At 64.7% G+C, this 15,938-nt stretch carries 11 protein-coding genes; 3 read left to right on the top strand and 8 right to left on the bottom strand.

The window, feature by feature from the left end; all coding sequences use genetic code 11:
• The first annotated feature begins 45 nt into the window (after nt 1-45).
• The 3 genes from AB4Y32_RS25110 to AB4Y32_RS25100 all read left to right on the top strand — a co-directional run bounded on the left by AB4Y32_RS25110 (nt 46) and on the right by AB4Y32_RS25100 (nt 4,478).
• Nucleotides 46-1,572, top strand: coding sequence for an efflux transporter outer membrane subunit (locus AB4Y32_RS25110; protein ID WP_368723936.1), 1,527 nt, complete (start codon nt 46-48; stop codon nt 1,570-1,572).
• 81 nt (nt 1,573-1,653) lie between these two features.
• Nucleotides 1,654-2,874, top strand: coding sequence for an EmrA/EmrK family multidrug efflux transporter periplasmic adaptor subunit (locus tag AB4Y32_RS25105; protein WP_368723935.1), 1,221 nt, complete (start codon nt 1,654-1,656; stop codon nt 2,872-2,874).
• Between the two features lie 38 nt (nt 2,875-2,912).
• Complete coding sequence (locus AB4Y32_RS25100; RefSeq protein WP_368723934.1) at nt 2,913-4,478, top strand: DHA2 family efflux MFS transporter permease subunit; 1,566 nt, start codon at nt 2,913-2,915, stop codon at nt 4,476-4,478.
• A gap of 156 nt (nt 4,479-4,634) precedes the next feature.
• On the opposite strand, the gene truB is transcribed toward AB4Y32_RS25100, so the two are convergent.
• From truB to AB4Y32_RS25060, 8 genes are all read right to left on the bottom strand, one after another.
• The gene (gene truB, locus AB4Y32_RS25095; RefSeq protein WP_368723933.1) at nt 4,635-5,564 is read right to left on the bottom strand and encodes a tRNA pseudouridine(55) synthase TruB; all 930 of its coding nucleotides are present in this window, start codon (nt 5,562-5,564) and stop codon (nt 4,635-4,637) included.
• A gap of 24 nt (nt 5,565-5,588) precedes the next feature.
• On the bottom strand, nt 5,589-5,954 hold the full coding sequence (gene rbfA, locus AB4Y32_RS25090; RefSeq protein WP_087732733.1) for a 30S ribosome-binding factor RbfA: 366 nt from the start codon (nt 5,952-5,954) through the stop codon (nt 5,589-5,591).
• Between the two features lie 157 nt (nt 5,955-6,111).
• Nucleotides 6,112-8,997: a translation initiation factor IF-2 gene (gene infB / locus AB4Y32_RS25085; RefSeq protein ID WP_368723932.1), complete on the bottom strand. Its 2,886-nt coding sequence runs from the start codon at nt 8,995-8,997 to the stop codon at nt 6,112-6,114.
• A gap of 96 nt (nt 8,998-9,093) precedes the next feature.
• The gene (gene nusA / locus AB4Y32_RS25080) at nt 9,094-10,569 is read right to left on the bottom strand and encodes a transcription termination factor NusA (RefSeq protein WP_368723931.1); all 1,476 of its coding nucleotides are present in this window, start codon (nt 10,567-10,569) and stop codon (nt 9,094-9,096) included.
• A complete protein-coding gene (rimP, locus tag AB4Y32_RS25075; RefSeq protein ID WP_368723930.1) occupies nt 10,566-11,027 on the bottom strand; it encodes a ribosome maturation factor RimP in 462 nt (153 codons plus the stop codon). The genes nusA and rimP overlap by 4 nt, the downstream gene beginning before the upstream one ends.
• Before the next feature lie 476 nt (nt 11,028-11,503).
• A complete protein-coding gene (gene rluB / locus AB4Y32_RS25070; protein WP_368723929.1) occupies nt 11,504-13,276 on the bottom strand; it encodes a 23S rRNA pseudouridine(2605) synthase RluB in 1,773 nt (590 codons plus the stop codon).
• Between the two features lie 61 nt (nt 13,277-13,337).
• Nucleotides 13,338-14,396 carry an SMC-Scp complex subunit ScpB gene (scpB, locus tag AB4Y32_RS25065; RefSeq protein WP_368723928.1) on the bottom strand — a complete coding sequence of 353 codons (1,059 nt, stop codon included), beginning with the start codon at nt 14,394-14,396 and terminating at the stop codon, nt 13,338-13,340.
• A 329-nt stretch (nt 14,397-14,725) separates the two neighbouring features.
• A complete protein-coding gene (locus AB4Y32_RS25060; RefSeq protein ID WP_368723927.1) occupies nt 14,726-15,913 on the bottom strand; it encodes a pyridoxal phosphate-dependent aminotransferase in 1,188 nt (395 codons plus the stop codon).
• Nucleotides 15,914-15,938 lie beyond the last annotated feature (25 nt).

Genomic DNA, 15,938 nt, shown 5'->3' with positions numbered 1-15,938 from the left:
ACTGTCCATTAAAGAAAAATGCCATTACACGCAAAGAGTTCAGCGATGAAATTTCTGTCCAGGCGCGCGCACGCATCGTCGTACCGGGCGGCGGCCGCTGCCGCCGTCGCGGCGCTGGCTCTCGCCGGCTGCGCGAACTACTTCGGTCTGAAGGACGACAAGCAGATCGCGCCCAGCTCGCAGTTCGAGGCCTCGCAAAGCCTGTCCTCCGAAGGCGGCCAATGGCCGACTCTCGACTGGGCGAATCAGTTCGGCGATCCGCAGTTGCCTCAGCTGATCGCGGAAGCACTCGAAGGCAGTCCGTCGATCGCGCAGGCGCAGGCGCGGATCGCGAAGGCATCGTCTTATATCGAATCGTCGAAATCGGCGCTGTATCCGAAGGTCGAAGGCAGCTACTCGTGGACCCGTGAGCTCTATTCGGCAAATGCCCTCTTCCCGCCGCCGTTTGGGGGCACCTGGTTCAGCGAAAACAATGTGCTTGCGAGCGCTTCCTGGGATCTCGACCTCTGGGGTAAGAATCGTGAGCGGCTCGGCCAGGCCGTGTCGCAGGAAAAGGCAACCGAAGCGGACATGCAGCAGGCACGCGTGTCGCTCGCCGCGTCCGTCGCGCGCACGTACAACTCGCTCGCGCAGCTTTACGCGCTGCGCGACATCGCCGAGCGCGAGATCAAGAACCGCCAGACAGTCGGCTCGATCACGAACGGCCGCGTCGCCGCCGGTCTCGATACGAACGTCGAGCGTCAGACGGCGAACGGCAACATCGCGACCAGCCAGTCGAACCTGACCGAACTCGACGGCCAGATCACGACTACGCGCTACCAGCTCGGCGCGCTGCTCGGCAAGGGCCCGGACCGCGGCCTGCAGGTCGCCAAGCCCGTATTCAATCCGGGCGGCGCCGTTACACTCCCCGACAACGTGCCCGCCGATCTCGTTTCGCGCCGCCCCGACATCGTCGCCGCGCGCTGGCAGGTCGAAGCCGCGATGCACGACGTGAAGGAAGCGAAGGCCGAGTTCTTCCCCGACGTTAACCTCGCCGCCGCGTTCGGCTTCGATGCGTTCGGCTGGAGCCGCTTCCTGACGTCATCGAGCCGTCAGATCCAGTTCGGCCCCGCGGTCCATCTGCCCCTCTTCGACGCCGGCGCGCTGCGCTCGCAACTGAAGGGCCGCTACGCGGACTTCGACCTCAACGTCGCGAACTACAACCAGACGCTGATCAACGCGCTGTCCGACGTGGCCACGCAGATTTCGTCGATCCGTTCGATCGACCGCCAGCAAGGGGATGCGCAACGCGCGCTGGACGCCTCGACGAAAGCGTACGAACTTGCCGTGATCCGCTACAAGGCAGGGCTGTCGCCGCAACTGCAGGTGCTGAACGCCGACGAGAACCGCCTCGCGGCGGAGCAGACGGTGACGAACCTGAAGATGCGCCGCCGCGACTTGCAGATCGCGCTGATCAAGGCGCTCGGCGGCGGTTTCGACGCGACGCAGACGGGTCTCGTGGTGCCGACGGATGCGCCCGCGTCAGCGGCATCGGCGTCGGCTGCGGCATCCGCGGCCCATGCGTCGAACTGAGCGCGCGAAGCGAGCAAGCACACGCACAGCACATTGCGATCCGAATAAACGATACAGACTGACAGAATCCGGAGCCTATTCATGAGCACGCCCCAACAACCCGCTAACGCGCAGCCGGCCAGCAACGGCAAACGCAAGCGCATGATGACGCTGCTCGTCATCGTGATCCTGATTGCCGCGATCGCGTACGGCCTCTACTACTTCCTCGTCGCGCGCTTTCACGAGGATACCGACGACGCGTACGTGAACGGCAACGTCGTGCAGATCACGCCGCAGGTCACGGGCACGGTGATCGCCGTGAACGCGGACGACACGCAGACCGTCAAGTCCGGCGACCCGCTCGTCGTGCTCGATCCCGCCGATTCGCGCATCGCGCTGCAATCGGCGGAAGCGAATCTCGGCCAGGTCGTGCGCCAGGTGCGCGGCCTCTACGCCGACGACAGCCAATACCAGGCGCAAGTCGCCGTTCGTCAGGCCGATCTGTCGCGTGCCCAGGACGACTTGAAGCGCCGTATGACCGTCGCGCAAACGGGCGCCGTGTCGCAGGAAGAAATCTCGCACGCACGCGACGCCGTGAAGAGCGCACAAGCCGCACTGGACGCCTCTCAACAGCAGCTCGCGTCCAACCACGCGCTGACGGCCAACACGACGATCGCGAGCCATCCGAACGTGCAGGCCGCGGCCGCCAAGGTCCGCGATGCTTATCTGAACAACGCGCGCAACACGCTGCCCGCGCCTGTGACGGGCTATGTCGCGAAGCGCTCGGTACAGGTGGGCCAGCGCGTGTCGCCGGGCAATCCGCTGATGGCGATCGTGCCGCTCAACGCCGTGTGGGTCGACGCGAACTTCAAGGAAGTGCAGTTGAAGCACATGCGCATCGGCCAGCCCGTCGAACTCACGGCGGACGTCTACGGCTCGTCGGTGAAATATCACGGCAAGGTGGTCGGCTTCTCGGCGGGCACGGGCTCGGCGTTCTCGCTGCTGCCCGCGCAGAACGCGACGGGTAACTGGATCAAGGTCGTGCAGCGTCTGCCCGTGCGTATCGCGATCGATCCACAGGAGCTCGAAAAGCATCCGCTGCGCATTGGCCTGTCGATGCAGGTCGACGTGAGCATCAAGGACGATACGGGCGGCGAGCTCGGCAGCGCGCAGAACACCGTCTATCAGACCAACGTCTTCGACAAGTACGGGGACGAGGCCGACTCGGAAATCGCACGCATCATTTCGGAAAACGCAGGGCCGAACGCCGGCGTGCCGCAGAAAGCGGCATCCGGCGCGAAGGCAACGCCAAAGCTGATGTGAGCGGCGTCCGTCCGCATTCAACAAGGTTCGAACAATAGATGGCTCAGGCTCAAGCGCACGTCCCTCATCCGCCGCTCGAGGGCGCGCAACTGGTGATCGGCACCATCGCGGTGTCGCTCGCCGTTTTCATGAATGTTTTGGACACGTCGATCGCGAACGTCTCCATCCCGTCGATTTCCGGCGACCTCGGCGTGTCGGCCGATCAGGGCACGTGGGTGATCACGTCGTTCGCAGTCGCGAACGCGATCTCCGTGCCGCTGACGGGCTGGCTCACCGACCGCATCGGCCAGGTGCGGCTCTTCATGGCGTCGATCGTGCTGTTCGTGATCTCGTCGTGGATGTGCGGCCTCTCGCCGAATCTGCCGTTCCTGCTCGCGTCGCGCGTGCTGCAGGGCGCGGTCGCCGGTCCGATGATCCCGCTGTCGCAGACGCTGCTGCTCGCGAGCTATCCGCGCGCGAAGGCGCCGATGGCGCTCTCGATGTGGGCGATGACGACGCTGATCGCGCCCGTCGCCGGTCCGATTCTCGGCGGCTGGATCTCGGACAACATCTCGTGGCCGTGGATTTTCTACGTGAACATCCCCGTCGGCATCATCGCCGCGGCCGCCACGTGGGCGATCTTCCGCAACCGCGATTCCGTCATCAAGAAAGCGCCGATCGATATCGTCGGCCTCGTGCTGCTGATCACCTGGGTCGGCTCGCTGCAGGTCATGCTCGACAAGGGCAAGGACCTCGACTGGTTTTCGTCGACGACGGTCGTCGTGCTCGCGCTCACGGCGCTGATCGCGCTGGCATTCTTCATCGTGTGGGAGCTGACGGACAAGCATCCCGTCGTCGACCTGTCGCTCTTCAAGCTGCGCAATTTCACGGGCGGCACGGTGGCGCTCGCGATCGGCTATGGGCTGTACTTCGGCAATCTCGTGCTGCTGCCGCTCTGGCTGCAAACCGATATCGGCTACACGGCGACGGACGCCGGTCTCGTGATGGCGCCCGTCGGCGTGTTCGCGATCCTGCTGTCGCCGCTGACGGGCAAGATCCTGCCGCGCACCGATCCGCGCTATATCTCGACGGCATCGTTTCTCGTGTTCGCGCTGTGCTTCTGGATGCGCTCGCGCTACACGACGGGCGTCGACACCTACTCGCTGATGCTGCCGACGCTCATTCAAGGCATCGGCATGGCAGGCTTTTTCATCCCGCTCGTGTCGATCACGCTGTCCGGTTTGCCGGGCCACCGGATTCCGGCCGCTTCGGGTCTGTCGAACTTCGTGCGGATCATGTGCGGCGGCATCGGCACGTCGATCTTCGAGACCGCGTGGGACCATCGCTCGATCCTGCATCACGCTCAACTGACCGAGCGCGCGAACGCGTACAACCCCGTGTTCGATCAGTCGATCACGCAGATGGGCGGCGTCGGGTTGAACCAGGCGCAAGCGTACGGGCTGTTCAACTCGATGACGACACAGCAGGCCGCGCAACTCGGCGTAAACGACCTGTTCTATGTGTCGGCGGGAATTTTCGTTGCGCTGATCGCGCTGATCTGGGTCACGCGTCCCGAACGCGCGGCGAGCGGTGACGCGAGCGCGGCGGCTTCAGCGGCCCATTGATTCTGCTGCTGGACGACTGATGCCTCGATTCGTCGTGGCATCAGTCGGCAAGACAAAAGGCGGAGCCGCTCGATTGCGGTCCGCTTTTTTTTTGCTTCTCGCGCAGATTGTCCGGTTGCGGGTGTTTGCTGCCGTCAGGTCGCTATCAGGGCGTTATCAGGTCGTCACGATCAGGCGCTCGGGCGCGAGCACGCCCTCGCCCACCCTCGCCACGCCAAGCAATTTGCCTTCGCTCGCATAAACGCGCGTGCGGGCGGCTTGCAGCACATCGTCGCCGACGGAAAGATCGGCAAGCCGCAAGCGCTGGCCGTGCATGAAACGACGCGTCGCTTCCGCATCGAGACACACGGACGGGAACGTCGACAGCAACGCGTCGACAGGCTGCAGCCACGCGTCCCGCTCGTATTCCGTCGCGTCTGAAAGCGCGTCGAGCGTGACCGAATGCTCGAGCGTCAGCGCGCCCACGCCCGTACGCCGCAGCATCACCAGATGCGCGCCGCAGCCGAGCGCCTCGCCGATGTCCTCGGCGAGCGTGCGCACATAGGTGCCCTTGCTGCACGTCACGCGAAACGTCACGTCGGGCAGCGCGCACACGACGAGTTCCAGCGCATGAATCGTCACCTGACGCCCTTCGCGCTCGACCGTCTGCCCGGCGCGCGCGTACTCGTACAGCGGCTTGCCGTCGCGCTTGAGCGCCGAATACATCGGCGGCACCTGCACGATGTCGCCGCGAAATTGCGCGAGCACCCGTTCGACGGCGCGCGGGTCGCACGCTACGTCGCGCGTTTCGATCGCTTCGCCTTCCGCATCGCCCGTCGTCGTGCGTATGCCTAAGCGCATGGTCGCTTCGTAGGTTTTGTCCGCGTCGAGCAGATCTTGCGAAAACTTCGTCGCTTCGCCGAAGCAAAGCGGCAAGAGCCCCGACGCGAGCGGGTCAAGCGTGCCTGTGTGTCCCGCCTTCTTCGCGAGATAAAGACGCTTCGCGCGAATCAGCGCGTCGTTGCTCGACAGACCCACTGGCTTGTCGAGCAGCAACACGCCATCCAGCGCGCGACGCGGCACCTTGGGACGTGGATTCTGAGTCATATGCGCGCGTGCCTCGACCTTCGGTCAGTCGTCTTTCGCGCGCGTGGCGTTCGCCTCGTCGATCAGCCGCGACATCTCCACCGCGCGCTCGATCGTCTTGTCGTAGTGGAAATGCAGCGTCGGCACCGTGTGGATGTGCAGGCGCTTGAACAACAGGTTGTGCAGATGACCGGCCGCGTGATTGAGCGCGTCCTGCGTCTGGAGCGGATCGCCCGTCAGCGTCGTGAAGTAGACCTTCGCGTGCGCATAGTCGGGCGTCAACTCGACGCTCTGAAACGTGACGATACCGATGCGCGGGTCTTTGACCTCGCGAATCAGTTCGGACAGATCGCGCTGAATCTGATCGGCGATCTGCACGTTGCGGTTGGGAGAAGTACGTTTCTTAGGCATGGTGAATCCGTGATCCGGTGGCAATGTGTTCGCGCATTCGGCGGCAACGAGCCACGGACTCCAACGCAAACACGACAGCAAAACATTCGATGCAAAAACAAAGGGGCGGGATTGGGCTCAAGCGCCCGCCCCGCCCCTCATGCGCTCGACGCCTGAATTACAGCGTACGCGCGACTTCTGTGACTTCGAAGACTTCAAACTGATCGCCTTCCTGGACGTCGTTGAAGTTCTTCACCGACATACCGCATTCGAAGCCCTGGCGCACTTCCTTGACGTCGTCCTTGAAGCGCTTGAGCGAATCGAGCTCGCCTGTGTGGACCACGACGTTGTTGCGCAGCACGCGCACCGACGACGTACGCTTGACGAAACCGTCCGTGACCATACAGCCCGCCACCGTGCCGACCTTCGGTACCTTGAAGACCTGACGGACTTCGACCATGCCCGTGACGACTTCGCGCTTCTCCGGCGCCAGCATGCCCGACATCGCGGCCTTCACCTCATCCACTGCGTCGTAGATGATGTTGTAGTAGCGGATGTCGATGCCGTTGGTCTCCGCCAGCTTGCGAGCCTGCGCGTCCGCGCGGGTGTTGAAGCCGATGATGACCGCCTTCGACGCCGTCGCCAGGTTGACGTCCGATTCGCTGATGCCGCCGACCGCGCTGTGCACGATCTGCACGCGCACTTCGTCCGTCGACAGCTTGAGCAGCGCCTGCACCAGTGCTTCCTGCGAACCCTGCACGTCGGCCTTGACGATGAGGGGCAGATGCTGCACTTCGCCTTCGCCCATCTGCTCGAGCATGTTTTCGAGCTTCGCGGCCTGCTGCTTCGCGAGCTTCACGTCGCGGAACTTGCCCTGACGGAACAGCGCGATTTCGCGAGCCTTGCGGTCGTCCGGCATGACGATGACTTCTTCACCCGCCGCCGGCACTTCCGACAGACCCTGGATTTCGACCGGAATCGACGGACCCGCCGTCTTGGTCGGCTTGCTGGTTTCGTCGAGCATCGCTCGCACGCGGCCGTAGGCGCTGCCTGCCAGCACGACGTCGCCGCGATTGAGCGTACCCGACTGGACGAGGATCGTCGCAACGGGACCCTTGCCCTTGTCGAGCTTCGCTTCGATCACAAGGCCCTTCGCCGGTGCTTCGACAGGCGCCTTCAGTTCCAGCACTTCGGCTTGCAGCAGCACGTTTTCGAGCAGATCGTCGATGCCCGCGCCCGTCTTCGCCGACACCGGGACGAACGGCGAATCGCCGCCGTATTCTTCCGGCACCACGCCTTCCGCGACGAGTTCCTGCTTCACGCGTTCCGGGTTCGCTTCCGGCTTGTCGATCTTGTTGATCGCGACGACGAGGGGCACGCCGCCAGCCTTCGCGTGCGAGATCGCCTCCTTCGTCTGCGGCATCACGCCGTCATCGGCGGCGACGACGAGAATCACGATGTCGGTTGCCTTCGCACCGCGCGCACGCATGGCCGTGAACGCTTCGTGACCCGGCGTATCGAGGAACGTGATGACGCCGCGCGGCGTTTCGACGTGATACGCGCCGATGTGCTGCGTAATGCCGCCCGCTTCGCCTGCCGCGACCTTCGCGCGACGGATGTAGTCGAGCAGCGAGGTCTTGCCGTGGTCGACGTGACCCATGACCGTGACGACGGGAGGACGCGGCAGTTGCGGCGCGTCCGAGACCTCGCCTTCGATCAGCATCGCTTCCGGATCGTCCAGCTTTGCCGCGACGGCACGATGGCCCAGTTCCTCGACGACGATCATCGCCGTTTCCTGGTCCAGCATCTGGTTGATCGTGACCATCTGGCCGAGCTTCATCATCACCTTGATGACTTCCGAAGCCTTCACCGACATCTTGTGAGCGAGGTCGGCAACCGTAATGGTTTCAGGCACGTGCACTTCACGCACGATCGGCTCGGTCGGCGCCTGGAAGGTCGTGGCTTCCTGATGCTTGCCACGGCCCTTCGGACCGCCGCGCCAGCCGCGATCGACGCCGCCGCTGGTGTCGCCGCGCGTCTTGATGCCACGGCGCTTCGCTGCGTCGTCCTGCCAGCCGCCTTTGCCACCCGGCTTCTTCTTGTCGCCAGCGGGACCCGCCGGCTGCGCAGTCGCCGCCGGTTGCGCCGCTACTGCGGGCGCCGGCTTCTTCGCGGCCGGACGCGCCGACGTTTCGCCAGCGGGACGCGCCGGCTTGTGCAGCGTGCCCTTCGCTTCGGCGGGCTTGGCTGGCTCGGCGGGCTTCGGCGCCGGTTCCGGCGCCTTCACCTGCGCCTTGCGCGGCGTGCTCATCATTTCGCGGATCGCGCGCGCTTCGGCTTCAGCCGCCGCGCGACGCTTCGCAATTTCTTCCTGTTCGAGGCGCGCCTTCTCGGCCTGCTCGCGTGCAGCGTCTTCGGCCTTCTTCGCCGCTTCGCGCTGCGCAGCGCGTTCCGCCGCCGCGCGCTCTTCATCCTGCGATGCGCGCTCCTGCTCGGCCTGCTCGCGAGCCGCCGCTTCGGCCATGGCCGCCGCGCGCTTCTTCGCCGATTCCTCTTCGGCACGACGACGCTCCGCCTCGGCCGCCTGTTCGCGTGCCTGACGCTCGACTTCTTCGAGCGCGAGACGCTCCTGGCGCTCCTTCAGCTCCAGCGCCTGCTTTTCGAGCAGCTCTGCCGCGTGACGCGCTTCTTCCTCGCGACGCTGCAGTTCGAGATCTTCCGCTTCCTGACCGTTGCCCGCTACTTCCGCCTGTTCGGCCGCTTCATCGCGGCGGACGAACGTGCGCTTCTTGCGCACTTCGACCTGAATGGTGCGAGCTTTACCCGTGGCGTCGGACTGCTTGATTTCCGACGTATGCCGGCGCGTCAGCGTGATCTTGCGCTTGTCTGCATCGTTCGAGCCGTGCGACCTGCGCAAGTGGTCGAGCAGACGCGCCTTGTCCGTCTCGGACAAGGCATCGTCTTCACTCGCTTTCTGGACGCCCGCCGCCTGCAGCTGCTCGAGCAGCACGCCTGCAGGCATTTTCAGTTCCGCGGCAAATTGGGCTACGTTGTTACTCGCCATTCATTCCTCTTAGTGCAAGGACCGATTCCTTGCGGTTAGCATCGGGTCATGCAGCCTTGCGGCCGCGATCAGATCAGTGGTTCATGGTCGTGGATCTCATTGAAACCAGTGTTCACGGGCCTTCATGATCAACGCCTTCGCGGCGTCCTCATTCATTCCCGTCATCTCGACCAGCTCGTCGACAGCCAGTTCTGCCAGTTCGTCGCGCGTCTGGATCTGATGTTCAGCCAGCTTCGCGAGCAGATCGGCATCCATGCCTTCCAGGCTCTTCAGGTCGAGCGCAACGCCTTCGACCTTCTCCTCGTTCGCAATCGCCATCGTCAGCAGTGCGTCACGAGCGCGATTACGCAGTTCGTGAACCGTGTCTTCGTCGAATGCTTCGATTTCGAGCATCTCGTTGAGCGGCACATACGCAATCTCTTCGAGACTCGTGAAACCCTCGTCGATCAGGATGTCGGCGACTTCCTCGTCGACATCGAGACGAGCCATGAACAGGTCGCGCAGTACGCCGCGTTCCTGGTTCTGCTTTTGCGCAGACTCGTCCGGCGTCATGATGTTGATCTGCCAGCCGGTGAGCTCGCTGGCAAGACGCACGTTCTGGCCGCTGCGGCCGATAGCGACGGCCAGTTCGTTCTCGTCGACGACGACGTCCATCGAATGCTTTTCTTCATCGACGACGATCGACTGGACGGCTGCCGGCGCGAGCGCGCCGATCACAAACTGGGCGGGGTCTTCCGACCATAGCACGATGTCGACGTTTTCGCCACCGAGCTCGTTGCGCACGGCCTGCACGCGCGAACCGCGAATGCCGACGCAGGTGCCGATGGGATCGATGCGCTTGTCGTAAGCAACGACGCCGATCTTCGCGCGCACGCCGGGATCGCGTGCCGCCGCCTTGATTTCCAGCAGGCCCTGCTCGATTTCCGGCACTTCCATTTCGAAGAGCTTCATCAGGAACTCGGGCGCCGTGCGCGACAGTTCGATCTGCGGGCCGCGCGCAGTACGGTCGACCTTCGCGATATAGGCGCGCACGCGGTCGCCGATGCGCAGGTTTTCCTTCGGAATCAGCTGGTCGCGACGCAGCAGCGCTTCGACGCGGCCCGATTCGACGATGAAGTTGCCCTTGTCGAGACGCTTGACGGTGCCCGTCATGATGTTTTCGCCGCGCTCGAGGAAGTCGCTCAGGATCTGCTCGCGTTCCGCGTCGCGCACCTTCTGCAGGATCACCTGCTTGGCGGCCTGCGCGCCGATGCGGCCGAATTCGATCGACGGAACGGGCTCTTCCAGGAAGTCGTCGATCTGCGCGTCGGGCTTCTGCTCGCGCGCTTCGAACAACAGGATTTCCTGATCCGGCTCCTGCAGACCCGCTTCGTCCGGCACGACTTTCCATCGGCGGAACGTCTCGTGCTCGCCACTATCACGGTCGATATGAACGCGGATATCCGCGTCCTCGTCGAAGAGTTTCTTGGATGCAGACGCGAGCGCTGCCTCGAGCGCGGCAAAAACCACGTCCTTGTCGACATTTTTTTCGCGTGCCAGCGCATCCACCAGCATCAACACTTCGCGACTCATTGTTTGCGGCTCCTAAAGTCAACTTTCGGAACGAGGCGTGCCTTGTCGATATCCGCGAGCGTGAAATCCAGCATCGCGGCGCCTTCCTTCCCTTCAAATTCCAGACCGATCGTTTCGCCTTCTTCGGGTGCATGCAGGATGCCCCGGTACGATTTCCGTCCGTCCAATGGTTTTTTCAATGTGATGACCGCCTCGCTGCCCGCGAAGCGTTCGAAGTCCGCCAGTTTCTTCAGCGGGCGGTCGAGACCCGGCGACGATACTTCAAGCCGCTCGTAATCGATATTTTCGACCGTCAGAACGTGCTGGAGCTGACGGGTAACTTTTTCGCAGTCTTCGATCGCGATGCCCGCGGGCTGGTCGATATACACGCACAGCATGCCGCGCCCGGTGCGCTCGAGGTCGACGAGCTCATAGCCGAGGCCCACGACCGTGGTTTCAATCAGTTCCGTCAGTTGCACAGTGCTGCCCTTTAAGATGTTCGCGCTGCAAGCCTTTGCGATACACCCGCGGGCTGCGCGCCAAGCCGGCGCACGTTCGTGCTACCCGAGATGCCGACCCACGTGAGAACTGAGCGGCAAAAAAAAATGGGCGAAACGCCCATCATCTTATTGCCGGTGGTCGCACCTGAGCCGCACATGAAACCGCACGCCCAGTGACTTTGCGATTGTAGCCATTTTTCAGGACAAACGCAAACCGCCGACAGGCTCACCAACGAGACTTGCGGCTGAGTTCGCCGCAATCAAGGGTTAAAGCTGGGCTTTGTCGGGCAGTTTGCGCGGGTGTGCGCCCGCGCTTGAAACGACTTGAAAACGGCTGCAAACGGTGGAGGTGCATCCAGACACAAACACCACAATCACAGCATCGCCGCATCGCCGCATCGCCGCCGACGGATGGGCTCGGCTGGAACCCGAGACCGCCCGCAGCGATAGAGCGATCAGCGTCCGCGCGATCGGTTGCGCGGCGCGCCGCCGCCGCGGTTGCCGCCGGCATTCGGGTTGCCGCCGGTGCGATTGCCGCTATTCGCACGATTACCGTTCGGCGCGCGATTGCCGGCGCCGCGCTTCGCATTGCCGCCCGCTGCCGCGCGGTTGCCCGACGGCGCGCGATTGCCGTCGACATCGCGGCCACGGCCACGCCCTTCGCGATTGCCGTTCGTGTTGCCAAATCCGCCCAGGCCGGAATTCAACGCGCCGACGGCGCCCGGCGCCTTGCCGCGGCGACCCTGCCCGCCGCGCGGCTGCTGCTGGTCGAAGCGACCATGCGACATCAGCACGGGCTCGCGGCTGATGAAGCCCATCGATGTCTGCATCGGATCAGGCTGACGACGCTCCTGCTCGTTGCGGCGGCCGCCGCCTTTCTCTTCGGTCGGCGCCTTCAGGCCCACCGACGCCAACAGGCTGCGCACCTGATTGTCCTCGAGTTCTTCCCAGCGGCCGCGCTTCAGGCCGCGCGGCAGCAGGATCGGGCCGTGCCGCGTGCGGATCAGCCGACTGACCATCAGGCCGACGGCCTCGAACATGCGGCGCACTTCGCGGTTGCGCCCTTCGGCGAGCGCGACGTGATACCAGTGATTTGTGCCTTCGCCGCCGCCATCGCGGATGCGCAGAAAGTTCGCCGGACCGTCGTCCAGCTCGACGCCGTGCAACAGCTTTTGCCGGTTGCCCTCCGTCAGCTCGCCGACCACGCGCACCGCGTATTCACGCTCGACGCTGTAGCGCGGATGCATGAAGCGGTTGGCCAGATCGCCCGACGTGGTGAGCATCAACAGGCCTTCCGTATTGAAGTCCAGACGGCCGACGGCGAGCCACTTTGCCGTCTTCATCGGCGGCAGCTTGTCGAACACGGACGGACGGCCTTCCGGATCGGCGTGGCTGACGATTTCGCCCGTCGGCTTGTGATACAGCAACACGCGCGGCGGCTTGTTCTGCAGCTTGCGCTTGACGGGCTTGCCGTTGATGCGCACGAGATCGGTCGGCATGATGCGCTGGCCAATGTGCGCCGGCTCGCCGTTCACCGACACGCGGCCCGCGACGATCAGCTCTTCCATCTCGCGACGCGAGCCCATGCCCGCTTCAGCGAGTACCTTGTGCAGCTTCGGTGCGTCGTCGTCCGGCGCAAGCACGCGCTTGGGTGCAGCGGCGCGGCCGCGGCGCAGCATCGGCGCGCGCACGCCGCCCGTCGTGGAGTTGTCGGCATCGAACGCCGGCGACGTCACATACGCGAACAGGTCGTCCTGCTTGTCGCCATCGGCGGCCGCGGCGGGCGCAGCAACTCTGCTGCCGCCGCGATTCTTGCGCTGGCCGCCCTGGTGGCCGCCTTGCTGCCCGCCCTGCTTGCCACCCGCGCGACGGCCGCCCTGGCCGCCTTGTCCCTTCGCGCCAGCGTCCTTGCGCGGCATGCGCACCTGCGCGACGACTTCGCCGTCGGGCGGCGCTTCCGCCGCGATGGACGCCGGCTGCGCGTCGGCGGCGTCGGGCGTCTTCGCCTCGGGCGTCTTCGCTTTCGTACCGGCGCGGCGACGCGCGATCAGGCTGCGCGGACCACGGCGCAGGCCGCGGCGCGGACGTTCTTCGCCTTCGGCGTCATGCGCCTGCGCGGGCCGCTCGCTGTCGGCCGTCGATGCTTGCGCCGTACGCGTCTCGTCGGGGCGCGCGGCGGCAACGGCGCGCTCGGATTCGGGCGAATCGGTGTCGTGGATGTCTGTCAAAACAACCTCAAAATGTCTGGTCGCGCGCCCGTCGCGGGCGCGTCAAAAAGGTACGGTTACGTCAGGCGCTGCGCGACTCGGCTTCGTCGTCGGTCAGCTCGCCTGCGTCCTGAGCGGTGTCGCGGCGATCGTGCCGATCGTCATGCACCGCGTGAGTCTGGTCTGTTCCGGCCGGATTGGCGCGCTGCGCGTGCCCGGTCTCGTTATGCGATTCGCGCGTGTCTTCGTGTTGGTCTTCCGACTGCGCTGCAGATCCGGCCTGGTGAGCCAGCTCCGTTTCATGCGCCGCCTGTGTAGCGCTGCGCTGTTCGGCGGGCGGCAACACATCCGTTTGCCCGATGTTGCTTTTAGCGTCGTCGCGCACGGCGTCTTGCGCGTCTTGCGTCATGCCGTGCATTGCTTGCGCTTCTTCCGCAGGCTCCGATTGCTCGCCGGCTTGCTCCGCTTGAGCCTCGGCTTCGGCGACAGCGGCGGGTTCCGCCGCTTCCGATGCAGCATGAGCCGTGCCATCGATGTCGTCCGTATCCGCTGCGCGGCTCTCGTCGCCGGCTTCGCGGTCCGCGAATTCGATCGCGTGCTGCGTGAGCAGATCCATGTTCGACTGTGCCGACGGGTCGTCGAGCGGCGGCAGTTCTTCGAGCGACTTCAGGCCGAGGTCGTCGAGAAACGAACGCGTCGTCGCGTACAGTGCCGGGCGCCCGGGCACGTCGCGATGGCCGATCACTTCGATCCAGCCGCGGTCTTCGAGCTGCTTGACGACCTGCGTGTTCACGGTCACGCCGCGAATCTCTTCGATATCGCCGCGCGTGACGGGCTGCCGGTACGCGATGATCGCGAGCGTTTCGAGCACCGCGCGCGAATACTTCGGCGGCTTCTCGGGATGCAGGCGGTCGAGATACGTGCGCATCGCGGGCTTGCTCTGGAAACGCCAGCCGGAAGCGAGTCCGACGAGTTCGACACCCCGTCCGGACCAGTCCTGCTTCAGGTCTTCAAGCAACGTGCGAACCGTGTCTGCCGACACGCCGTCGGCAAAGAGCCTACGCAAATCGCCGATCTTCAACGGCTCCTGCGCGCAGATCAAGGCAGTCTCGAGGACGATCTTCGCCTCTTGGGTATTCATGCAGCTAGGTCAGACCCTGTGGTCAAAGAACCGGATCAAACAGACGATGTGGAACTGAAGACGCGCTCGCCCGATTTTGATCGGTCATATTGATGGGAGCACGCACCGGGGGGAGGCGAAACAGGCATCGAGCCATACCCAGCCGGACGACGGAGCAGCGAAATTCCGCGAGGGAACCGCGTGACTGGCTGCCATATTACGCAAAAACAATCGGTGCGTAAAGACGAAATCCAAACTGCACCTTAATCGGGATACTCCGCCGTGCATCACGGTGCGGAGCGCCGCGCCGTTGCGCCGCCCTGCCCCGTGTTATGGCTTTACCGATTCGCTCAATGGCGCGCGAGATAGTCCTTGAGCCGTGCGACGCCCGCATCGAGACGTGCCGTGTCGCACGCATAGCACCAGCGCACGAAGCCCTCGCCCTCCGGCCCGAACGCGCTGCCCGGCGCGAGGCCGAGCCCCGCGTCGCGCACGAGCGCCCTGCAAAGATCGAGGCTGCGCGAAGCGCCCGGCAACGAGAAAAACACATACATCGCGCCCGGCGGCGCTTTCACGTCGACACCCGGCAGCGCCGACAACGCCCCGACCAGATGATCGCGCGACGTCTGCAGCTCGCCCGCCAGCTCCCGCGTGAACTGCCCGCCCTGCTCGATCGCGGCAATGCCCGCCTGCTGCACGAACGCCGGCGCACACGAAGTGTTGTACTCGACGAGCTTGCCGAGATCGTCCATCAGCGACGTCGGCGCGACGATCCAGCCGAGCCGCCAGCCCGTCATCAGCCAGGCCTTCGAAAACGAGTTCACGCAGATCACGCGTTCGTCGCGGCCCGCGAGATCGAGGAACGACGGCGCACTTTCTCCGGGCTCGCCTGCGTAATAGAGGCGCTCGTAGACTTCGTCGGCGACGATCCAGATGCCCAAACGCCGGCAATGCTCGAGTACGGCGCGTTGCTCGTCGCGGGTCATCACCCAGCCCGTCGGATTGTTCGGCGAGTTCAGCATCAGCAGCCTGGTGTCGGGCGTGAGCGCCGCGAGCAGCCGCTCCAGATCGAGTTGCCAGCCGCTTGCGCCATAGACCAGCGACACGGTTTCGACGCGCGCGCCGAGAATCTTCGGGATCTCAACGAGATTCGGCCACAGCGGCGTCACGGCCACCACGCGGTCGCCCGCGCCGACGACCAGCTGCGCGGCCAGCATCAGCGCGTTGACACCCGCGCTCGTGACGGCCAGATGCTCGACGGGCGTCGGCCCGTGCAGCGCGCTCACGTAGCGGGCGAGCGTCTCGCGCAACGGCGCAATGCCGAGGTTGTGCGTGTAGAACGTCGCGCCGGACGCAAGCGCCGCGCTCGCGGCATCGCGGATGAACGGCGGCGTCACGCGGTCCGATTCGCCGAACCAGAACGGCAGCACGTCCGGCACGCCGAAGCCGGCGTTCGCCACTTCGCGGATCTGCGACGCGCGCAGCGAGCGCACGGCATCGCGTGCATTGGGGAACGGGGGCAAATCGGTTTCGCTCATCGAAGATCCCGGCGGGTCGGTGAAA

Origin of the sequence: Paraburkholderia phymatum (assembly GCF_040965635.1) — a bacterium.
GTDB lineage: Bacteria > Pseudomonadota > Gammaproteobacteria > Burkholderiales > Burkholderiaceae > Paraburkholderia > Paraburkholderia phymatum_B.
This window is presented reverse-complemented; position numbering and strand designations above follow the sequence as displayed.

What these genes read in the sequence shown, in the direction of transcription:
- rbfA (WP_087732733.1), bottom strand. Translation starts at nt 5,954, where the DNA reads ATGCCTAAGAAACGTACTTCTCCCAACCGCAACGTGCAGATCGCCGAT.
- AB4Y32_RS25100 (WP_368723934.1), top strand. Translation starts at nt 2,913, where the DNA reads ATGGCTCAGGCTCAAGCGCACGTCCCTCATCCGCCGCTCGAGGGCGCG.
- scpB (WP_368723928.1), bottom strand. Translation starts at nt 14,396, where the DNA reads ATGAATACCCAAGAGGCGAAGATCGTCCTCGAGACTGCCTTGATCTGC.
- nusA (WP_368723931.1), bottom strand. Translation starts at nt 10,569, where the DNA reads ATGAGTCGCGAAGTGTTGATGCTGGTGGATGCGCTGGCACGCGAAAAA.
- AB4Y32_RS25060 (WP_368723927.1), bottom strand. Translation starts at nt 15,913, where the DNA reads ATGAGCGAAACCGATTTGCCCCCGTTCCCCAATGCACGCGATGCCGTG.
- truB (WP_368723933.1), bottom strand. Translation starts at nt 5,564, where the DNA reads ATGACTCAGAATCCACGTCCCAAGGTGCCGCGTCGCGCGCTGGATGGC.
- AB4Y32_RS25105 (WP_368723935.1), top strand. Translation starts at nt 1,654, where the DNA reads ATGAGCACGCCCCAACAACCCGCTAACGCGCAGCCGGCCAGCAACGGC.
- AB4Y32_RS25110 (WP_368723936.1), top strand. Translation starts at nt 46, where the DNA reads ATGAAATTTCTGTCCAGGCGCGCGCACGCATCGTCGTACCGGGCGGCG.
- infB (WP_368723932.1), bottom strand. Translation starts at nt 8,997, where the DNA reads ATGGCGAGTAACAACGTAGCCCAATTTGCCGCGGAACTGAAAATGCCT.